Here is a 16,801-nt window from a genome sequence, read left to right on the forward strand (position 1 = left end):
TGAACATGTATTTAAATTCACAGAATGGAAGTGTTTGTATGAAAATTGTAGCCGTGACGTCCTGTCCTAACGGTATCGCACATACGTATATGGCTCAAGAGAAGTTAGAACAAGCTGCAGAAGAGCTAGGTATTGAGATTAAAGTAGAGACACAAGGTGGTGTCGGTGTTGAAAACAGGTTAACTTCCAAAGACATTCAAGAAGCGGATGGCGTTATCATTGCGGCTGACCGTCAAGTTGATTTGCAACGTTTTAGCGGTAAAGTATTGATTCATGAAAACGTTCGGGCAGGTATTCATCATCCAAAGCAACTGATTGCACGTATACAAAATAACGAAGCGTCTGTCTATCATACTAACGAGGAAGCACAGACAACGACGCAAAATTCGAATGATGACAAAGCGCACAAAGGGATCCAACAGGTTTATCAGCATTTAATGAATGGTGTTTCGTTTATGGTCCCGTTTATTGTCGTTGGAGGATTATTAATTGCAATTGCTCTGTCATTAGGTGGACACAAAACAGCCACTGAAGGTATTGTCGTTCCGGACGATTCTTTTTGGAAACCTTTTGAAAAAATTGGGGCGCTCGCTTTTAGCTTTATGGTACCTATTTTAGCAGGTTACATTGCGATGAGTATCGCCGATAAACCAGGGCTTGTCCCAGGGATAATAGGTGGTGCTATTGCAGCAGACGGAAGTTTTTACGGCAGTGATGCAGGTGCTGGTTTTTTAGGTGGTATTGTTGCAGGTTTTATTGCTGGATATATCGCTAAATGGATTAAACAAGTGAAAGTGCCTAAAGCAATGGCGCCGATTATGCCAATTATCATTATACCGATTATAGCTTCGGTCATCGTAGGCCTTATCTTTATTTACTTAATTGGGGCACCGATTGCAGGAATATTTGCTGCTTTGACCGCTTGGTTAAAAGGCATGCAAGGTGCTAATATTATTATTTTAGCTATGATTATTGGTGCTATGATTGCCTTTGATATGGGAGGGCCAGTTAATAAAGTAGCGTTCTTATTTGGTTCTGCTTTAATTGCAGAAGGGAACTACAGTGTGATGGGGATGGTTGCGGTGGCCGTATGTACGCCACCGATTGGCCTAGGTATTGCAACATTCATAAACCGTCGAAAATTTAATCACAACGAAATAGAAATGGGAAAAGCGTCGTTTACGATGGGGCTTTTTGGAATTACAGAAGGTGCTATCCCATTCGCAGCACAAGATCCGTTACGAATTATTCCAGCTAATGTAATAGGCGCAATGGTGGCAGCAGTCATTGCAGCGCTAGGTGGTGTAGGTGACCGTGTTGCTCATGGTGGTCCTATTGTAGCAGTGCTTGGAGGAATTGATAAAGTGTTGTTTTTCTTTGTTGCAGTGATTGTTGGGAGCTTAGTGACAACAGCGCTTGTGCTCGTGTTGAAAAAGCAATCACCACAAATCGCAACTGTAACGGGTACACCAGCGTCTACTGAAATAGACGCTACACCTCAAGAAGCAACACAAGAAGAGACACAGACACGACAAACATCCCTCCAACAAACAGACACGACACATTTAATTCATCCAGAAACAACAATAATTCATCAAGCTACTATGTCTCGAGATGAAGCGATTGAATATATGGTTTTGAATTTAGAGAAACAAGGTTATGTTAAAAATAAAGAAACATTAGTACATGATATTTTTGCACGTGAAGCGGAATCTACGACTGCATTAGGGATGAATATCGCGATGCCACATGCGAAGACGACAGGTATTGCTCAGCCTGTAGTTTCAGTTTTGAAAAATAGTGAAGGCATCACTTGGGAGAGTTTAGATGGCACGATGCCTCACATTGTATTTTTAATTACTGTCCCTGAAAGCAGTCATGACACGCACTTGAAAACATTACAAAACTTATCACGACACCTTATGGATGACGCTCAACGTGAAGCATTATTACAAAGTGAAACAGAAGATGAACTTTATCAACATGTTGAAAAAATGATGACATAATATTTTATTAATTGCGATTAGAAGTAAAGATTGGATAAAAAGTACAGTACGTTTTAATAGAACGGAATGACGTAATAAAACAAGTTTTTCTGTTTTATTACGTCATGAAAGTTGTCTTGACGAACGTATTTTTTAGAAGATAGTGAAGCTGTTTTTTAGAAAACGCATACAGCATTGTCCAACGCTTAGCTTTTAATCGCTTTTTAATGCCTAATAATACTTTCTAAATTTTCTGAATTTTTATAAAATAAACATCAAAGGGGGAACAATATGAATAAATCAGTATATTTATTACTCTTTGATACACTGTCAACGATAGGTTCAGGCGTTTTTACATTTACATGTAGCTTTTACATACTTCAACAAACGGGGTCGGGCGTAATATTTGGCGTGTACCTCGCAATGTAAGCAATCGTAAATAGTCTTACAATACCAGTTATAGGGAATATCATTGATAGACACCATAACAAATCCATCCTTTTATTAGGACAAATAGTAAGTATTATTTCGCTTCTATCTTTCATTTTATTTTATAACCATCAGTATCAAATGATTTTCATTTTAATGATATTGCTTACTGTAGTAGATGTAACTGTAAAAACGATTGTATCCTCTAATTTGAAATGGATAACAGGAGATCATTTAGAACGCGTTGTGTCACTAAGACAATTGATTCAATCTTCTGCATTACTTGTCTCTCCAATTGTTGGAGGAATACTTATTTCTATTTTAACGATTCAACACGTAGCAATAATCAATATAATTACAGAGCTTCTAGCTTTAATTTTTATTTTTTTATTAGCATTTAAAGAGGGCGTGCTAAAAGTCAGAGACAAAACTTTTGGAGCGATTTTAAAGCAGGTGTGCGTTATATTTATCAAATGACAGAAGTTAAGTATTTATTAGTATTTTGCATCTTTTTAAACTTTATCGTCAATGCATTAATTGTTGGGATGCCCATTTTGATAATTCAAAAATTATCATTAATGTCAAAACATTTAGGCATGGCAGAGAGTATGTTAGGTATCGCTTTAATTTTGAGTGGACTTGTATTTTCGATTGTGCCAATCAGAAAAAATTTAAAGCTCAGCTTTCTTCTGGCTTTTATTATGCAAGCATTGGTATTTATTTTACTAATCATTACTCAAATTGTTTCAATTTCGATACTCGTTATATATAGTTTCGTATTGATAGGACAGTTTATATTGGGTTTTTCAGTGACTTTGGGGAATATTCCGTATCAAATTATGTTGCAACACTTAGTGGACGAAGCATATAAATCTCGAGTGTTTTCAGTGAATCAAAGTGTGGTTTCTTCACTTGTCCCATTATCCTATACGTTATTTGGTTTCTTATTACCGGCGTTTTTTACAGAGACTTTAATTGTATGTAGTATTGTGATGCTTTTAATGATTATTGTATTTTATATGAAAATGAAGCCGATCCAGACTGAATTTGAGATGTAAATGGATCTAAAATGAATTTTGGAAAGTTAGAGAAAATATATGGTTTTATGAAGTGAGAGTTTACAAAAAATTCAAATGTTTTTAAAATAAGAAATTTATAATTTTTAGTGTAAGTAGATTAAATATTAAAGGAGTGTATTAAAGTGAAAAAAAGAATTCAACTTTCTTTTCTGATTATGTTAGTTGTAGTCATAACTTTAGGATTTACAGTGCCACGAACAGCAGATGCAGTAAGTGATTCAACGAAAGCGGCCAAAACTTACACAACAGATGTGAAAGATACGACAAAGTTAAGCCAAACTCAAAAAGCAGCGCTTGCGTATTATATTCAAGGGTATGACAGATTTACATTTACGAGACAAGAAATCAAAAAGGGCAAATATACTGTGCTTTGGATGGAAGGAAAAAAATATGTTTATCCTATTAAAAAAATTGATTTGGTAAAACAGCCTAGGTTTAGTAAAGGCATGGAACATATGCAAGGGGCACCTGAAGATATGGTGTTTTATCATGTATTACCCGCTAAAGGAAATTTTGCGACAGTGATAGGAGTAAGCAAAACACAAGTAGTAATTGGTGGTACGCAAAATTCATCTACGTATAAAGCCTTTCTCAAAAATGCAAAAGTTCAAACACTTGCACCACTTTATCAACAATATCATAAAGATCCAATGTATCAACAAATTGTAAATAAAATGGTAGTAAGAACGACATACCCTAAGTCATAGATGTTAAGCGAAACTAATAATGTAACGTAATTAAGGAGCCGAGATAAGTCTTTGGCTCCTTAGTATATTGGCTAAATGTAATGCTAGAATACAAAAGTATTATCTAGGTTGCCCTGTAATGTAATCTAGTTGTTTTGCTGTATTTGCATCGATTGTACGGTAAGAAATAACGCCTAGTCCTTTAACGTTTGTTTCTGAAATGACGATTGAACCATCGTCATTTACTTTTTCAACAAAAGCGACATGACCGTAATAGCGATCTGCACCTAATTGATTTGGTTGGAACACGATAGCATTGTGTGGTTCAGGCGTATCTGTTACTTTATAGCCTTTCGTTAAAGCATTGTAACTCCAGTCACTTGCATTTCCCATATCTTTCGCGATGTGTACATTGTATTGTGCCATTCGATGATAAACATACCATGTACATTGTCCTTGAGGATAGTTGGCACTTTCTCCTGCTACTCTAAAAGGCTGGAAATTCACATTTTTTAAAGCGTCTGGTTTTTGAACAGAGCCTTCAGATAATGGACTTGCGAGTTCAGGGTTATCATAGCGTGAAAGATCATATGTTTCGATTAAGTGAATCAGTTTTTGATCGTAATCTGGGTCTGTAGCATATGTACCGACTAAAGCTTTAGCCGCTTTGCGATAATCACTACTTTGGCTTTTCCACGCATCTTTATAAATTGTAGGATGACCGTCTATCCCATTTTTAATCAGTGTGGCATAATCATCAAGTGATGCTTTATTATCTGGATATTTACGGAAATCTGCGTTGATTTGGTACATTTGTTTACCATCAGATTCTAGTGTTTGAAATGGAACAGAAGCTCCGTGGTACGCCCCTTTCATACCGAAAAGGTTATAATTGGGTGCTTTAGATAAATCACTACGACCTGAGTCAGATTCTAAAATAGCTTGAGCAATCATAATGGATGCGTAAAGTCCTTCGTTTTCAGCAATTTCATGTGCATCGGGTGCAATACGGTTAATAAATGCACGTGTTTCAGGATCTTCTATAATACTTAAGCGTTGTTGTCCATTGGCTTCCTCAGGTTGTTTTTCAAAAATCGTCGTTTGACGTGTAGCATGTTTCGATGAATCAGACGACTGTTGTGGCGCGTGTTCTCGAGATGATGTTAAGGCATCTTTTGAAGGGAGTTGTGGATTGTTTTTATCGTTATTAGGATGAGACTTTTCAGTGTCGTCGTGCTCTTGAGATGTTTCACCATATTTTTTGAAAAAAGCGTCCATTCCTTCTGTTTGTTGTGTTTCGTTTGATGTGTTTGCTTCTGATTTTGTGTCTGCTGTGTCATCAGTAGAATTACTTTTAGTAGTGGCATAAGCATCTACTGGTGAAAAAGAGGGGGCGACAAGTGCAGTCGCAATGAGTATTCGTACAACATAGTTACTTTTCACTTAAGTGCTCCTTCCTTAGTCCTAATACAATTTGATGAAGTGCCTCAAAAAAATTAGAATATGAAAACATTGATGTAACGGGGTTCATCGCCTTCAAAGGATGAATTTTTAAGGTTTATAAATTTCAAATATATACATTTTAAATTTTACATGATTATAATAGATTAATAAAGATTTTTTCATTCTGAGGTGAAATTATGAAAAACCCCATCGATATTTTTAAGATGGATATCAAGCAATTGGTGAAAAGCCCAATTGCATGGCTTGCTTTAATAATGTTGACCGTCTTACCTGCACTTTTCGCATGGTATGACTTGAGTGCCAATAAAGATCCTTTTCAACAAACCGAACATATGAAGATTGGTGTTGTCAATGAAGATAAAGGAACTAAAATTCAAGGACGTAAAATCAATGTTGGTAAGACAGTAGAACAACAATTAAAAACACAAAAAAAGTGGGATTGGCAATTTGTCGATCGTCAAACGGCAGAGAGTGCTTTGAAAAAAGGAAACTACGTCGCTGTTTTACATATACCTCAAACATTTTCAGAGGATGTGACCGGAATTATTCGGCAAAAGCCGAAACAAACGACTGTGACATATCATGTTAACGAGAAAATAAATGCAATTACACCAAAATTGACAGATGCGACGATGGGAGAATCGATTAAACAAGCGGACGCAATGTTTAATGCGAGTGTGATGAAAGTTTTACTTGATGAAGCGAATAAACAGGGCATTCAACTTGAAGATCAATTGCCTTCTTACCAAAAAATTCGCGATAGTATTGCGCTCGCTAATGAAGCAATGCCTAAAATCGAACAATTTAAACAAGCCGTCATTGAACTTGATCGACAGCAAACTGATTTAGAAAAAAATCTTACGGCTTTACAACAAGTGACGCAATATAAAAATGAGGCAATGGCAGCGAATCAACAATTAAATCAAATTCATAATCAAAACCTTGCAAAGTATGGGCCAGTATTAAGTGGTCAAGCCTACGATATTTCTGTAGCTACAGGTCAATTTAATCAGTCGTTGGAACCTTTGTTTAATCAATATGATAGTGTGCGGACTAACTTAGAAAATCATCAGCCGGGCGCACGTGCACAATTGAGCACGTTAGCACAAACGTTAGAGAAAGATTTTCCGTCAGTGCAAACAGATATTAATAAGGCCAACCAGCAATTTGAAACGTTAGACAAAGATAATACTTTAGAGCATATTGTGAAATTGATGCGCACGGACTTAAAAAAGCAAGCAGGTGTAGCTTCTAATCCAATTCATTTAGAGCGCCAAAGTTTGTTTACGGTCGAAAGCTTTCAAAGTGGTCTAACTCCTTTCATTACATCGACGGCATTATGGCTTGGACTATTATTAACGACGTTATTAATTCACGCACGTCACCCTTATGAGACAACTATAGAAGCACGTAGCTCAAGATTTCATTTTCTTGGACGTATAGGATTATATACATGGATAACGTTGTTTCAAGCATCAACAATTATCATCACATTGTTTTTTATTTTAGAAATTCCAATTCAAAGTCGTCTTCTATTTGTTGGCGTGAGTGCCTTTGTTGCCTTAATTTATGTATTTATTGTCTATACATTAGTGGCATTATTTGGCAATATCGGCAAAATTGGTGTAGTCCTTTTACTTGCTTTTCAATTTGTAGGGACAGATGGAGTGTTTCCAAGTGCAGTGGCGCCGTCATTTGTGCAAAAGATACAACCTTTTTTACCATTCCATCATAGTTTAATGCTGTTTCGTGAAGCAGTAGGTGGAGTCGTTTACGAAGCACTCGTGACTGAAATGGCTTGGTTAGGGCTATTTGGAATTGGTGTCTTTATATCTGGACTCCTCTTGTATCCATTATTACGTCGATTGCGTTTAAAACGCATCGAAAAACGTGGAACATCTAAGTTATTTGAATAAATGGTGTATTATGATACATTGAGAGAGTAACCTTAAGAGATGTTGTATGAAGGAGGGGGAGGATGTCAGAAAAAATATATCGTATGAAAGTGAAAAGTGTTTATCCACATTATATCAATAAGGCCGAGAAGAAAGGCCGAACGAAACAAGAAGTAGATACCATTATTAAGTGGCAGACAGGCTATACACAAGAGGCACTTGAACAACAACTCGAACAAGAGGTGACGTTCGAACAATTTTTTAAAGAAGCGCCTGAGTTGAATCCAGACCGTAAAAAAGTTAAAGGGGTCATCTGTGGGATACGTGTGGAAGAGATTGAAGACGATATAGTTCAAGAAGTCCGTTATCTCGATAAAATGATAGACGAGTTGGCTAAAGGCAAGACGTTAGATAAAATTTTTAGAAAGTCCACATAATAAACTAAAAACAGCGGTGAAGCGATTGTTCATAAGAACATTGCTTCACCGCTGTTTTTTATAGTAGAAGCGGATGTGATTTTCTGAAACTTCCGTTTGTGATATTTTGAGCTTCTTATTATAGGTATTATTTTATTTAAGGTTGTGAAGTGTTAGCGTTTGGCGTTGTGTTATTTTTAGGTTGCGTTGTTGAAGATGAAGGTTTGCTAGGTGCTTGTTGAGTTGGACGTTCTGATGTAGCAGGTCGCTGTGTTGGTTCAGATGTCGTTGGGCGCTCAGTCGTTGGTTCATCTGTCTTAGGTTTTGCTTGCTGTGTTGATGGTTCCTCAGTTTTGTGTGGCTGTGGAGAAGGACGTTGTGTTGGGTATGTGGGTTGCTGATGATGGTAATATTCTTGCGTTGGTTGCTCGTAGCCGTGTTCTGACGTTGTGTGATCGTCTGTTACATCTTCAGCTGTTTTCTTGTTTTTTATTTTATCCTTTGTTGTGGATTGTTCTTGTTTCTGAGTGCTATCATCGATCCTTGGTGTATGCGTGAAAGCTTTAATAGATACGGCGATAAGTAAAACAACAAGAAACAATATCACAACAACAGAAGTCACTTTTTTCATTTTCGTGGTAGCCTCCTTGAACGTGCTTGTGCATTAGTTATAGTATAGCGAATATTCTCATAAATGGTAAGATGTTAAACTTGGTTTTATGCCATAAAAAAGACATCGCCTCAAAAATTAAGTGGGGAGGGTAGAAAGTTGGGGATATAAAAAGGTTGAGACATAACGCATAGAACGTTTTGTCTCAACCTCTACTAGGTCATTCATTAGAATGAATGATACAATCCTATTTCAAGGATCCAAACTGCATATATAATGCAATCGCTCGCTTGAGATCAGCATAATTCATTTGACTATACCACTGAGTTTCACGAAAGCACGCTAAAATCTCATCAGAAGTATGAAGTCCTTCAGGAAACTCAGCGTGTGCATACATATGCCGTGCCAAATCACCTAATGGCGTATCATCATCTAAGAAATCTCGCATGTAATCATAAAAGCTCAAATTGTTCACCTCATTTGCGAGCCGACATACATTATAACATATAAATGGGCTAAGGATAGGGCAAAATATATAAGCGTTATGTAGAAATATTAGTAGGTAAAATTGAAAATTGAAAATGTATAGATATCAGCTGTATGCTACGCTTTTTGAGGTGACATATTGTTAGGGCAATGGGGCGAGAAGTGATAAAAAATCGTCTGCTTTCGTGATTAGGCAAATACTTTCTCAAAAGAGGCATTTAATCTAGTGTAGACAATTCGTTTTAGTATTGCTATGAATGAAAAAAGAGTAGGTATCGGCTCGTTTTTTCGAGAGACATTAATAGGGCTTATAGCAGTTTTAAGGACTTTATTATTTGGTGTTACAGACTCCAGATATACAATTTTCACAATCAATCATTGATTTCATATGTTCGATATTAGTAATAATTATATTAGATTTAGAATAGCGCATACATTTTGCGTTTTTAAGCATCTTTATAGATCTCGCAACATTTTCTCTAGTTGTACCACAGTATTGACTTAACTCTTCTTGAGTTATTTTGATAGAAATTCTAATATTTTTACCCTCTTGAACACCAAAAGTATTTGCTAATCTTAAAATGATGGAGATTAAGCTTAAAATAGGAAACATCCGTTTTAGGATACATATATTTGTTTTTGCTACCAATAAAAAAAGAGTTATCATTTAAAATTTTATGAATGATCGTATCTCCACCTAAAGAATCTTGTTTTAATATTAGCAACCCTTGATTGATGAAATATAAATAGTTTTCTTCGGTAGTCTGTATCATATCTTTTGTTAAAAACTCTAGTTTTTTGTTGTTTTTAATTAATTGAGTTATTTCAGGTAATTCACACACAACAATCCCCTACTTTTTCATATTTATGTATAAATAGTAACAGTTTTTTTGAAATTGTAACAAATTATACAGTTATTAATTAGAAGTGAAGCTATATTGTTATTGTAAGTAACTTAAATAAGTGTGAAGAAATTTGTTATGGAATAGGTATTATAGGGTTCTGTTGCAAAGTTGATTTGATAGTATAATTTAAACAAAAAGGAGTCTTCTGTATGAACTATTTCAGATATAAACAATTCGATAAAGATGTCATCACTGTAGCCGTTGGCTATTACCTAAGATACGCATTGAGTTATCGTGATATATCTGAAATATTAAGCGAACGTGGTGTCAATGTTCATCATTCAACAGTCTATCGTTGGGTTCAAGAATATGCACCGATTTTGTATCAGATTTGGAAGAAAAAGTATAAAAAAGCTTATTATAAATGGCGTGCCGATGAGACATATATCAAAATTAAGGGCAAATGGTGCTATTTATATCGTGCGATTGGTGCAGACGGCCATACATTAGATATTTGGCGAGATAATCATGCGGCATATGCGTTTATTAAGCGTCTTATCAAGCAATTTGGCAAACCCCAAATGATAATTACAGATCAAGCACCGTCAACGAAGGCCGCAATGTCTAAACTAATCAAAGATTTTAAACTTAACCCGAACTGTCATTGTACCTCTAAATATTTAAATAATCTCATTGAACAAGATCATCGTCATATCAAAGTAAGGAAAATAAGTTATCAAAGTATCAATACGGCAAAGAATACGTTCAAAGGCATTGAATGTATTTATGGACTATATAAAAAGAACCGCAGATCTCTTCAGATCTACGGGTTTTCGCCATGCCGTGAAATTAGCATCATGCTAGCAAGTTAATACGAAGTATTATTTTAAACATGAGTCTAGAGATTTATTTTTTAGCTTTGCAACAGAATCCTAAAAGATATATATATAAGGAATGTTTGAATTACGTGAGTGTTAAATATAATGATGAATAGGGGTGGGACAAAAATCAGTTTGATTTCGATGTACCACTCTCTTTTGTGTGATCTTTCAAAATCAGTGGGTCGTTATGTGCTTCAATATTCCTCTGTTTGGCATTTTTCTCTCGACAATAACATTTTCTACCGTTTTCGTTTTGACAATGTTTACATAAAAAGTACCGTATCATTAGAAATGACATAGAATGTATCACAAAAACGATAATTTTTAGAAAAGATATCAAAAGCACACATTTCAATGTTAAAATAGACGATATTATCGAATTGTAGTAGAAGGGGTGTTTATAATGATTCAAGCGAATGAAATATTGGATAAGATGAAAAATCAAAAAATTAATTATGATAAAGTTTTGCGAAAAATGATACAAAATTGGGAGCGTGAGGGCGTACGTCCTAAAATTTTATTGCATAGTTGTTGTGCGCCATGCAGTACTTACACATTAGAATTTTTAAAAGAATATGCGGATATTGCGATTTATTTTGCCAACCCAAACATACATCCTAAAAATGAATATTTACGACGTGCTAAAGTTCAAGAACAATTTGTTGAAGATTTTAATGCGCGCACAGGTGCAAATGTAAAATATATAGAAGCGCCTTATCGTCCACATGAATTTATGAAGATGGCAAAAGAAAAAGGTGTAACAGATGCTCCAGAAGGTGGCGCAAGATGTTCGGCATGTTTTGAGATGCGTTTAGATATGGTTGCGCAAGCAGCTGTGGACTTTGGTTACGATTATTTTGGAAGTGCAATTACTTTGTCACCAAAGAAAAATGCGCAACTCATCAATGGAATCGGACTTGAAGTCCAACAACTTTATGATGTCTTTTATTTACCGAGTGATTTCAAGAAAAATAAAGGTTATGAGCGCTCGATTACAATGTGTCAAGAATATGATATCTTCCGTCAATGCTACTGTGGCTGTGTTTTTGCAGCACAACAACAAGGTATTGATTTTAAAACGGTTAATCGACAAGCAAAACTTTTTTTAGAACAAATGAATCATAAATAAGACGAATTAATGTCATTTTTACGATTAGTACATAAAAATGTGAATGTCATCAATACTATTATGATATAATATCCGGGGATATTATTTCCTTTTAGATTTAAGAATTGATGAAATGAAAGAAGGCACAGCTATGAATCGTAAAACATCTTTTTTGATTGCATGCTTATGTCCATTAATGATCGCAGGATGTAGCGTGCAGTCAAAAACAGAAGATGACATTTTAAAAGTCGAACTTCCTTTAAAAACGACCGACATTGCCCCATATCAATCTGACACTTCTGTCAAAATGGGTGCAACAGAAACACTCTTCAAAGTTGCAAATGATGGTAAGGTCACGCCACATTTGGTTAAACAATATCAACAAGTGACACCTCAAACACTTAAACTCACACTTAAACCCAACATTTATTTTCAAAATGGCACACATCTTACTGGAGAAAAAGTAAAACAGAGTTTAGAAAGCGCATTGTCACATGGTGATTTGCTTAAATCTACATTGCCTATTCAAAAGATAGAGGCACATGGACAGTCGCTTACAATTACGACTTCAGAACCTTATCCAGAGTTGACGTCAGAGCTAGCAAGTCCGTTCTCTGCAATTTTTGATACGAAAGCTAAAGAAGACGTCTCCAAACATCCTATTGGAACAGGTCCTTATGAAGTTCAGAAGTACCAACCTTCCCAAGGGATGTCATTAAAGCCAAATCTGCACTATTGGCATGGAAAACCAAAACTTAAAGGCATTGACGTGACTTATCAAGAAGATGGTTTAACGCGCGTCAATCATTTAGAAGCGGGTGCAGCTGATGTGATTACTGATGTTCCTGTGACTAACGTTGATCATTTAGAAGCAAATCCTGATACAAAAGTCCAACATGTTAATGGTTATCGAACGCAAATGTTGCTTTACAATCATGACAGTCCTAAAATGACGAAATCCGTGCGTGAAGCGTTAGACAATGTGATTAACCGTGAAAGTATCGTGGATACAATTTCGAAAGGGTACGCTAAGCCTGCAAGTGGTCCTTTTAATACTGCGCTTAATTTCATTCAAAGTACACCTGTGCCAAAGCAAAATATTGAAAAAGCACGTCGTATAATGGAAAAAGCGGGATACGATGCGCATCATCCGTTAGAGTTGGAGGTCGCAACTTATAACGGTCGACCTGAATTGCCTAAAATTGCGCAAGTCATTCAATCAGATGCGGAAAAAGCACATATTCATATTAAATTACGAAATGTAGAAGATATTGAGAGTTATCTTGCGAACCGTAAGCAGTGGGATGCTTCATTATATAGCATTGGTACGATTCCAAGAGGAGATACCGGTTACTTTTTTAATCAAGCGTATTTAAAAGATGGCGGCATTAATAAAGGAGATTATCATGATGATACGGTGACACCGTTGATTCAACAGCTCAATCGAACAGTTGGAGATGCACAACGACATCGTTTAAGTAATGACATTATAAAGAAAACACAAGCGGATTTTCCGAATAGTTACATTTCGTATAATGAAACGATTCATGCGACCCAGTCGCGCGTGAAACATTTAGAAACAACGCCTAATGATATTTATCTGATTGATGAAAAGGTAGAGATGGAAGATGCGCATTAAATCATTTTTGAGCCGATTTGGACAAATGATTTTAGTGTTATGGGTGCTTTCGACCATTACGTTTATTTTAATGAAATTAACGCCAGGTGACCCGATTAGTAAACAATTACATGCAGGTGAGGTCAATGTTTCTCAAACTCAGTTAGAAGCTGTAAAAGCAGCACATGGGTTAAACCAATCTTATCTCGTGCAGTACGCTGATTGGTTAAGTCACGTTCTTCGCTTAGATTTCGGTCAGAGTTACCAAACAGGGCATGATGTAATGTCGGCATTGTTACATTATGCGCCGCCAACATTGATTTTAGCAGGATTGACGATTGGTGTAGTCCTTTGCGTAAGCATTCCGTTAGGCATTACTGCTGCTTGGCATCATCAGCGGACGTTAGATTACGCCATTCGTATTGGCAGTTCTATTGCGGTCAGTTTGCCATCGTTTTTCTTGGCTATCGTATTAATTTATATTTTTGCGAGTCGATTGCAGTGGTTACCTATTGCGGGCTTCTCATCACCGTTACATCTCATTTTACCAGTTGCAGCTTTGAGCATTAGTATGTGTGCATATTATGTACGCTTAATGCGCGTGACTTTATTGGAGTTGTATCGAAGTAGAGAAGTTGAAATCGCACGTTTACGTGGTTTGTCGGAGCGCTTTATATTAAAGCATCTTTTACTTAAACCGGCTTTAACGCCAATTGTAACGATGATTGCATTATCTATGGGAAGTCTTATTGGTGGTACAGTGGTCATTGAAAACATCTTTAATATACCTGGGTTAGGCCAGTTTTTGGTGGATAGTATTCGGGCGCGTGATTACCCTGTGATTCAAGGTATCGTGTTGTTTTTAGGATTGATCGTTGTAATCGCAAATACAGTGGGAGATGTTATCGTTTCAAAACTCGATCCTAAAAGACGCTTGGCAAAGTGCGATTTAAAAAAGGAAGCGTTGAAATATGAAAGTGAGGGTGCTTTGAAATGAGTCAACATTTACCTAAAATGGTCTGGGTCCTTTTCACTTATATCGGTATACTCGTTATTGCGCAATTTTTCGTTGCACCGGAGACTGCGTACGACGTGCATCTTCATAAAGTGTTTGAACCTATGAGTTTTAATCATTTACTAGGTACAGATGACTATGGACGAGATGTATTGGCGCGATTGATTGTTGGTGCGCGAGAAACGCTTTTAGTCAGTTTGTTGACGCTTTTAGTCAGTGTTGTTATTGGTGTGCCATTAGGTTTAATGTCTGGTTATCACGGTGGAAAAATAGATAGCATATTGATGCGTATTGTAGATGTTGGCTTAGGGATTCCTGAGTTTGTGCTCATGCTTGCGATGGCTAGTTTTTTACCACCGAACATTTGGAATTTAGTGTTGGCAATGGCACTTTTACGTTGGATGACCTATACGCGTCTAACACGGCAGATTGTTGCTGGACTGAAATCTGAACATTACATTCAAATGGCACAATTATTTCATGTTCCTACTTGGAAAGTTTTATGGCACCATATGACACCCCATATTTTGCCATCTATCCTTGTTGTGGCTACCGTCGATTTTGGGAAAATTATGCTTTATATTGCTGCACTGTCATTTTTAGGTCTTGGTGCACAACCGCCAACACCAGAATGGGGTGCAATGTTGAACGCTGGACGTGATTATATCACTTCAGAGCCTCTAATGATTTTAGCGCCAGCCCTATTCATTACAGTGACGATTTTAATTTTCCAACTAACTGGCGATGCGTTAAGAGACTATTTTGCGAAAGAGGGGCGTTAACGTGAACGATATACATTTAGAAGTTGAACAACTCACGGTCACACAATCGTCACGAACTTATATTCATTCCGTTAATTTGACGTTATTAAAACATGAAATCACGGCTTTAATTGGGCCGAGTGGCTCCGGCAAAACACTTTTAACGAAAGCCTTATTACAACAATTGCCTAAAACGATGAGAATGAGTTGTAACGCCTTACAGTACGAAGGTGAAGTCGTAACACAGATGACGTCTTTGCTAGGAAAACGTATTGGTTATATGAATCAAGATTACATGCACAGTTTTAATGAACATACACCATTAGATCAACAGCTCCTTCAACTGTATCGTTACCATTTTCCAGTTTCAAAAACAGAAGCACAACAGCAAATACAAAAAGCACTCGGTTGGGTAGGTTTGGAAGACTTGAACCTGAAAAAGCGTTATCGATTCATGTTGTCTGGCGGACAATTGCAACGGTTAGTTATCGCGAGTGTAATGATGTTAGAACCAAAGTTGATTATTGCAGATGAACCAACTGCTTCACTAGACGTTGTTAATGGGGCACGTATGATCAAGTTGCTTAAACACATAGTAGACGAACACGGAGTGACTTTGTTTATCATTACTCACGACTTGTCCCATGTTTCTCGAATTTGTGATGAACTTTACGTTATGGATCAAGGGAGAATAGTGGCCTCAGGCACTTTTGATACCTTTGATGCGCAACATCCTCATCCTATCGTTGCACAATTGTTTAAACAATAACGTCGGCTGCAAGGAGGCACAGACTCATGATACAAATGGAAAATGTTTCCATAGGCCATGCACATCAATGGCGTTTAAGAAACGTCAGTCTCACGATTAGAGACGGGGAAAAGGTAGGAATTATCGGGATGAGTGGCTCTGGTAAAACGACACTCGGAGAATTATTAGTAGGCCTAAGGCAACCCTCTAAAGGTAAACTAACCAATGATTTTCAAGTGCGCTTACCGATATTTCAACATGCCAGTCAAGCGTTTAACCCGAAACGCACGATAGGATTTGCGTTGCAAGAAGCAGTGAATTTACGGCCGAATGAGCGTAATAAAATGATGCATAGATGTGAGCATGCTTTGCATACATTTGGTTTGTCGCCAGAAGTATGGAAGTGTTACCCTCATGAAGTCAGCGGAGGTCAACTCCAAAGGTTAAATGTTATTCGTACATTGATGGTAGAACCAGATATGACAGTATGTGATGAAATGACTGCGAATGTAGATGTGCTAGTTGAGCATGAAATGGTGCAGCAATTGAATCGATATCATGCAGAAACGGGCAAAACACTTATCATGATTTCACACGATATTGCGTTTTTATCACAATGTGTGGAGCGCTTTATCGTGTTGGAAGATGGAGAATGTGTCGATGATTTTATGAAAGCAGATATGTTTAATAAAGAGAGACGTATTGCAACGCAAAGACTTATAGAAGTTTATCAATAGAAGAATAAGCATGACACGATTTATAACATTTATCACTT

General features: G+C 36.8%; 19 protein-coding genes. 14 read left to right on the forward strand and 5 right to left on the reverse strand.

Features of this window, described 5'->3' with window-relative positions:
• Nucleotides 1-38: 38 nt before the first annotated feature.
• The 5 genes from LN051_RS01315 to LN051_RS01335 all read left to right on the forward strand — a co-directional run bounded on the left by LN051_RS01315 (nucleotide 39) and on the right by LN051_RS01335 (nucleotide 4,200).
• Nucleotides 39-2,006, forward strand: a complete 1,968-nt coding sequence (locus LN051_RS01315; protein WP_229292834.1) for a fructose-specific PTS transporter subunit EIIC — start codon at nucleotides 39-41, stop codon at nucleotides 2,004-2,006.
• 270 nt (nucleotides 2,007-2,276) lie between these two features.
• Nucleotides 2,277-2,414, forward strand: coding sequence for a hypothetical protein (locus tag LN051_RS01320; protein ID WP_229292835.1), 138 nt, complete (start codon nucleotides 2,277-2,279; stop codon nucleotides 2,412-2,414).
• Nucleotides 2,415-2,417: 3 nt separating this feature from the next.
• Entirely contained in the window at nucleotides 2,418-2,891 is a 474-nt protein-coding gene (locus LN051_RS01325; RefSeq protein WP_338061516.1) for an MFS transporter, read from the forward strand.
• Nucleotides 2,888-3,472: an MFS transporter gene (locus tag LN051_RS01330; protein WP_229292836.1), complete on the forward strand. Its 585-nt coding sequence runs from the start codon at nucleotides 2,888-2,890 to the stop codon at nucleotides 3,470-3,472. The genes LN051_RS01325 and LN051_RS01330 overlap by 4 nt, the downstream gene beginning before the upstream one ends.
• 143 nt (nucleotides 3,473-3,615) lie before the next feature.
• A complete protein-coding gene (locus LN051_RS01335; protein ID WP_229292837.1) occupies nucleotides 3,616-4,200 on the forward strand; it encodes a hypothetical protein in 585 nt (194 codons plus the stop codon).
• Nucleotides 4,201-4,299: 99 nt separating this feature from the next.
• Here LN051_RS01335 and LN051_RS01340 read toward each other — a convergent pair whose 3' ends face one another.
• Entirely contained in the window at nucleotides 4,300-5,622 is a 1,323-nt protein-coding gene (locus LN051_RS01340; protein ID WP_229292838.1) for a glucosaminidase domain-containing protein, read from the reverse strand.
• Between the two features lie 197 nt (nucleotides 5,623-5,819).
• Here LN051_RS01340 and LN051_RS01345 point away from each other — a divergent pair, with 197 nt between their 5' ends.
• Both LN051_RS01345 and LN051_RS01350 read left to right on the forward strand, forming a co-directional pair.
• Nucleotides 5,820-7,559: a YhgE/Pip domain-containing protein gene (locus tag LN051_RS01345; protein WP_229292839.1), complete on the forward strand. Its 1,740-nt coding sequence runs from the start codon at nucleotides 5,820-5,822 to the stop codon at nucleotides 7,557-7,559.
• 62 nt (nucleotides 7,560-7,621) lie between these two features.
• A complete protein-coding gene (locus tag LN051_RS01350; RefSeq protein ID WP_229292840.1) occupies nucleotides 7,622-7,975 on the forward strand; it encodes a DUF2200 domain-containing protein in 354 nt (117 codons plus the stop codon).
• Between the two features lie 136 nt (nucleotides 7,976-8,111).
• Here LN051_RS01350 and LN051_RS01355 read toward each other — a convergent pair whose 3' ends face one another.
• The 4 genes from LN051_RS01355 to LN051_RS01365 form a co-directional block, all read right to left on the reverse strand.
• Nucleotides 8,112-8,585, reverse strand: coding sequence for a hypothetical protein (locus LN051_RS01355; RefSeq protein ID WP_229292841.1), 474 nt, complete (start codon nucleotides 8,583-8,585; stop codon nucleotides 8,112-8,114).
• Nucleotides 8,586-8,811: 226 nt separating this feature from the next.
• Entirely contained in the window at nucleotides 8,812-9,039 is a 228-nt protein-coding gene (locus LN051_RS01360; RefSeq protein WP_274704568.1) for a YozE family protein, read from the reverse strand.
• Nucleotides 9,040-9,381: 342 nt separating this feature from the next.
• A complete protein-coding gene (locus LN051_RS11475; protein WP_420853982.1) occupies nucleotides 9,382-9,663 on the reverse strand; it encodes a helix-turn-helix domain-containing protein in 282 nt (93 codons plus the stop codon).
• A complete protein-coding gene (locus LN051_RS01365) occupies nucleotides 9,593-9,892 on the reverse strand; it encodes a hypothetical protein (protein WP_229292843.1) in 300 nt (99 codons plus the stop codon). Before LN051_RS01365 ends, LN051_RS11475 begins: the two co-directional genes overlap by 71 nt.
• A 212-nt stretch (nucleotides 9,893-10,104) precedes the next feature.
• Here LN051_RS01365 and LN051_RS01370 point away from each other — a divergent pair, with 212 nt between their 5' ends.
• From LN051_RS01370 to LN051_RS01400, 7 genes are all read left to right on the forward strand, one after another.
• Nucleotides 10,105-10,767 carry an IS6 family transposase gene (locus LN051_RS01370; protein ID WP_229292844.1) on the forward strand — a complete coding sequence of 221 codons (663 nt, stop codon included), beginning with the start codon at nucleotides 10,105-10,107 and terminating at the stop codon, nucleotides 10,765-10,767.
• A gap of 412 nt (nucleotides 10,768-11,179) precedes the next feature.
• Nucleotides 11,180-11,905 carry an epoxyqueuosine reductase QueH gene (locus LN051_RS01375; protein ID WP_229292845.1) on the forward strand — a complete coding sequence of 242 codons (726 nt, stop codon included), beginning with the start codon at nucleotides 11,180-11,182 and terminating at the stop codon, nucleotides 11,903-11,905.
• Nucleotides 11,906-12,035: 130 nt separating this feature from the next.
• The gene (nikA, locus tag LN051_RS01380) at nucleotides 12,036-13,523 is read left to right on the forward strand and encodes a nickel ABC transporter substrate-binding protein (protein WP_229292846.1); all 1,488 of its coding nucleotides are present in this window, start codon (nucleotides 12,036-12,038) and stop codon (nucleotides 13,521-13,523) included.
• Nucleotides 13,513-14,499, forward strand: coding sequence for a nickel ABC transporter permease (gene nikB, locus LN051_RS01385; protein WP_229292847.1), 987 nt, complete (start codon nucleotides 13,513-13,515; stop codon nucleotides 14,497-14,499). Before nikA ends, nikB begins: the two co-directional genes overlap by 11 nt.
• A complete protein-coding gene (gene nikC / locus LN051_RS01390) occupies nucleotides 14,496-15,299 on the forward strand; it encodes a nickel transporter permease (protein WP_229292848.1) in 804 nt (267 codons plus the stop codon). Before nikB ends, nikC begins: the two co-directional genes overlap by 4 nt.
• 1 nt (nucleotide 15,300) lies before the next feature.
• Nucleotides 15,301-16,047 carry an ATP-binding cassette domain-containing protein gene (locus LN051_RS01395; RefSeq protein WP_229292849.1) on the forward strand — a complete coding sequence of 249 codons (747 nt, stop codon included), beginning with the start codon at nucleotides 15,301-15,303 and terminating at the stop codon, nucleotides 16,045-16,047.
• 26 nt (nucleotides 16,048-16,073) lie between these two features.
• A complete protein-coding gene (locus LN051_RS01400; protein WP_229292850.1) occupies nucleotides 16,074-16,763 on the forward strand; it encodes an ABC transporter ATP-binding protein in 690 nt (229 codons plus the stop codon).
• The last annotated feature ends 38 nt before the right edge of the window (nucleotides 16,764-16,801 follow it).

This window comes from Staphylococcus ratti (assembly GCF_020883535.1).
Lineage (GTDB): Bacteria > Bacillota > Bacilli > Staphylococcales > Staphylococcaceae > Staphylococcus > Staphylococcus ratti.

Bases quoted from the DNA above. Each gene is read 5' to 3' on its own strand.
- nikA (WP_229292846.1), top strand. From the start codon at position 12,036: ATGAATCGTAAAACATCTTTTTTGATTGCATGCTTATGTCCATTAATG.
- nikB (WP_229292847.1), top strand. From the start codon at position 13,513: ATGCGCATTAAATCATTTTTGAGCCGATTTGGACAAATGATTTTAGTG.
- LN051_RS01320 (WP_229292835.1), top strand. From the start codon at position 2,277: ATGAATAAATCAGTATATTTATTACTCTTTGATACACTGTCAACGATA.
- LN051_RS01375 (WP_229292845.1), top strand. From the start codon at position 11,180: ATGATTCAAGCGAATGAAATATTGGATAAGATGAAAAATCAAAAAATT.
- nikC (WP_229292848.1), top strand. From the start codon at position 14,496: ATGAGTCAACATTTACCTAAAATGGTCTGGGTCCTTTTCACTTATATC.
- LN051_RS01400 (WP_229292850.1), top strand. From the start codon at position 16,074: ATGATACAAATGGAAAATGTTTCCATAGGCCATGCACATCAATGGCGT.
- LN051_RS01330 (WP_229292836.1), top strand. From the start codon at position 2,888: ATGACAGAAGTTAAGTATTTATTAGTATTTTGCATCTTTTTAAACTTT.
- LN051_RS11475 (WP_420853982.1), bottom strand. From the start codon at position 9,663: ATGTTTCCTATTTTAAGCTTAATCTCCATCATTTTAAGATTAGCAAAT.
- LN051_RS01355 (WP_229292841.1), bottom strand. From the start codon at position 8,585: ATGAAAAAAGTGACTTCTGTTGTTGTGATATTGTTTCTTGTTGTTTTA.
- LN051_RS01370 (WP_229292844.1), top strand. From the start codon at position 10,105: ATGAACTATTTCAGATATAAACAATTCGATAAAGATGTCATCACTGTA.
- LN051_RS01350 (WP_229292840.1), top strand. From the start codon at position 7,622: ATGTCAGAAAAAATATATCGTATGAAAGTGAAAAGTGTTTATCCACAT.
- LN051_RS01345 (WP_229292839.1), top strand. From the start codon at position 5,820: ATGAAAAACCCCATCGATATTTTTAAGATGGATATCAAGCAATTGGTG.
- LN051_RS01315 (WP_229292834.1), top strand. From the start codon at position 39: ATGAAAATTGTAGCCGTGACGTCCTGTCCTAACGGTATCGCACATACG.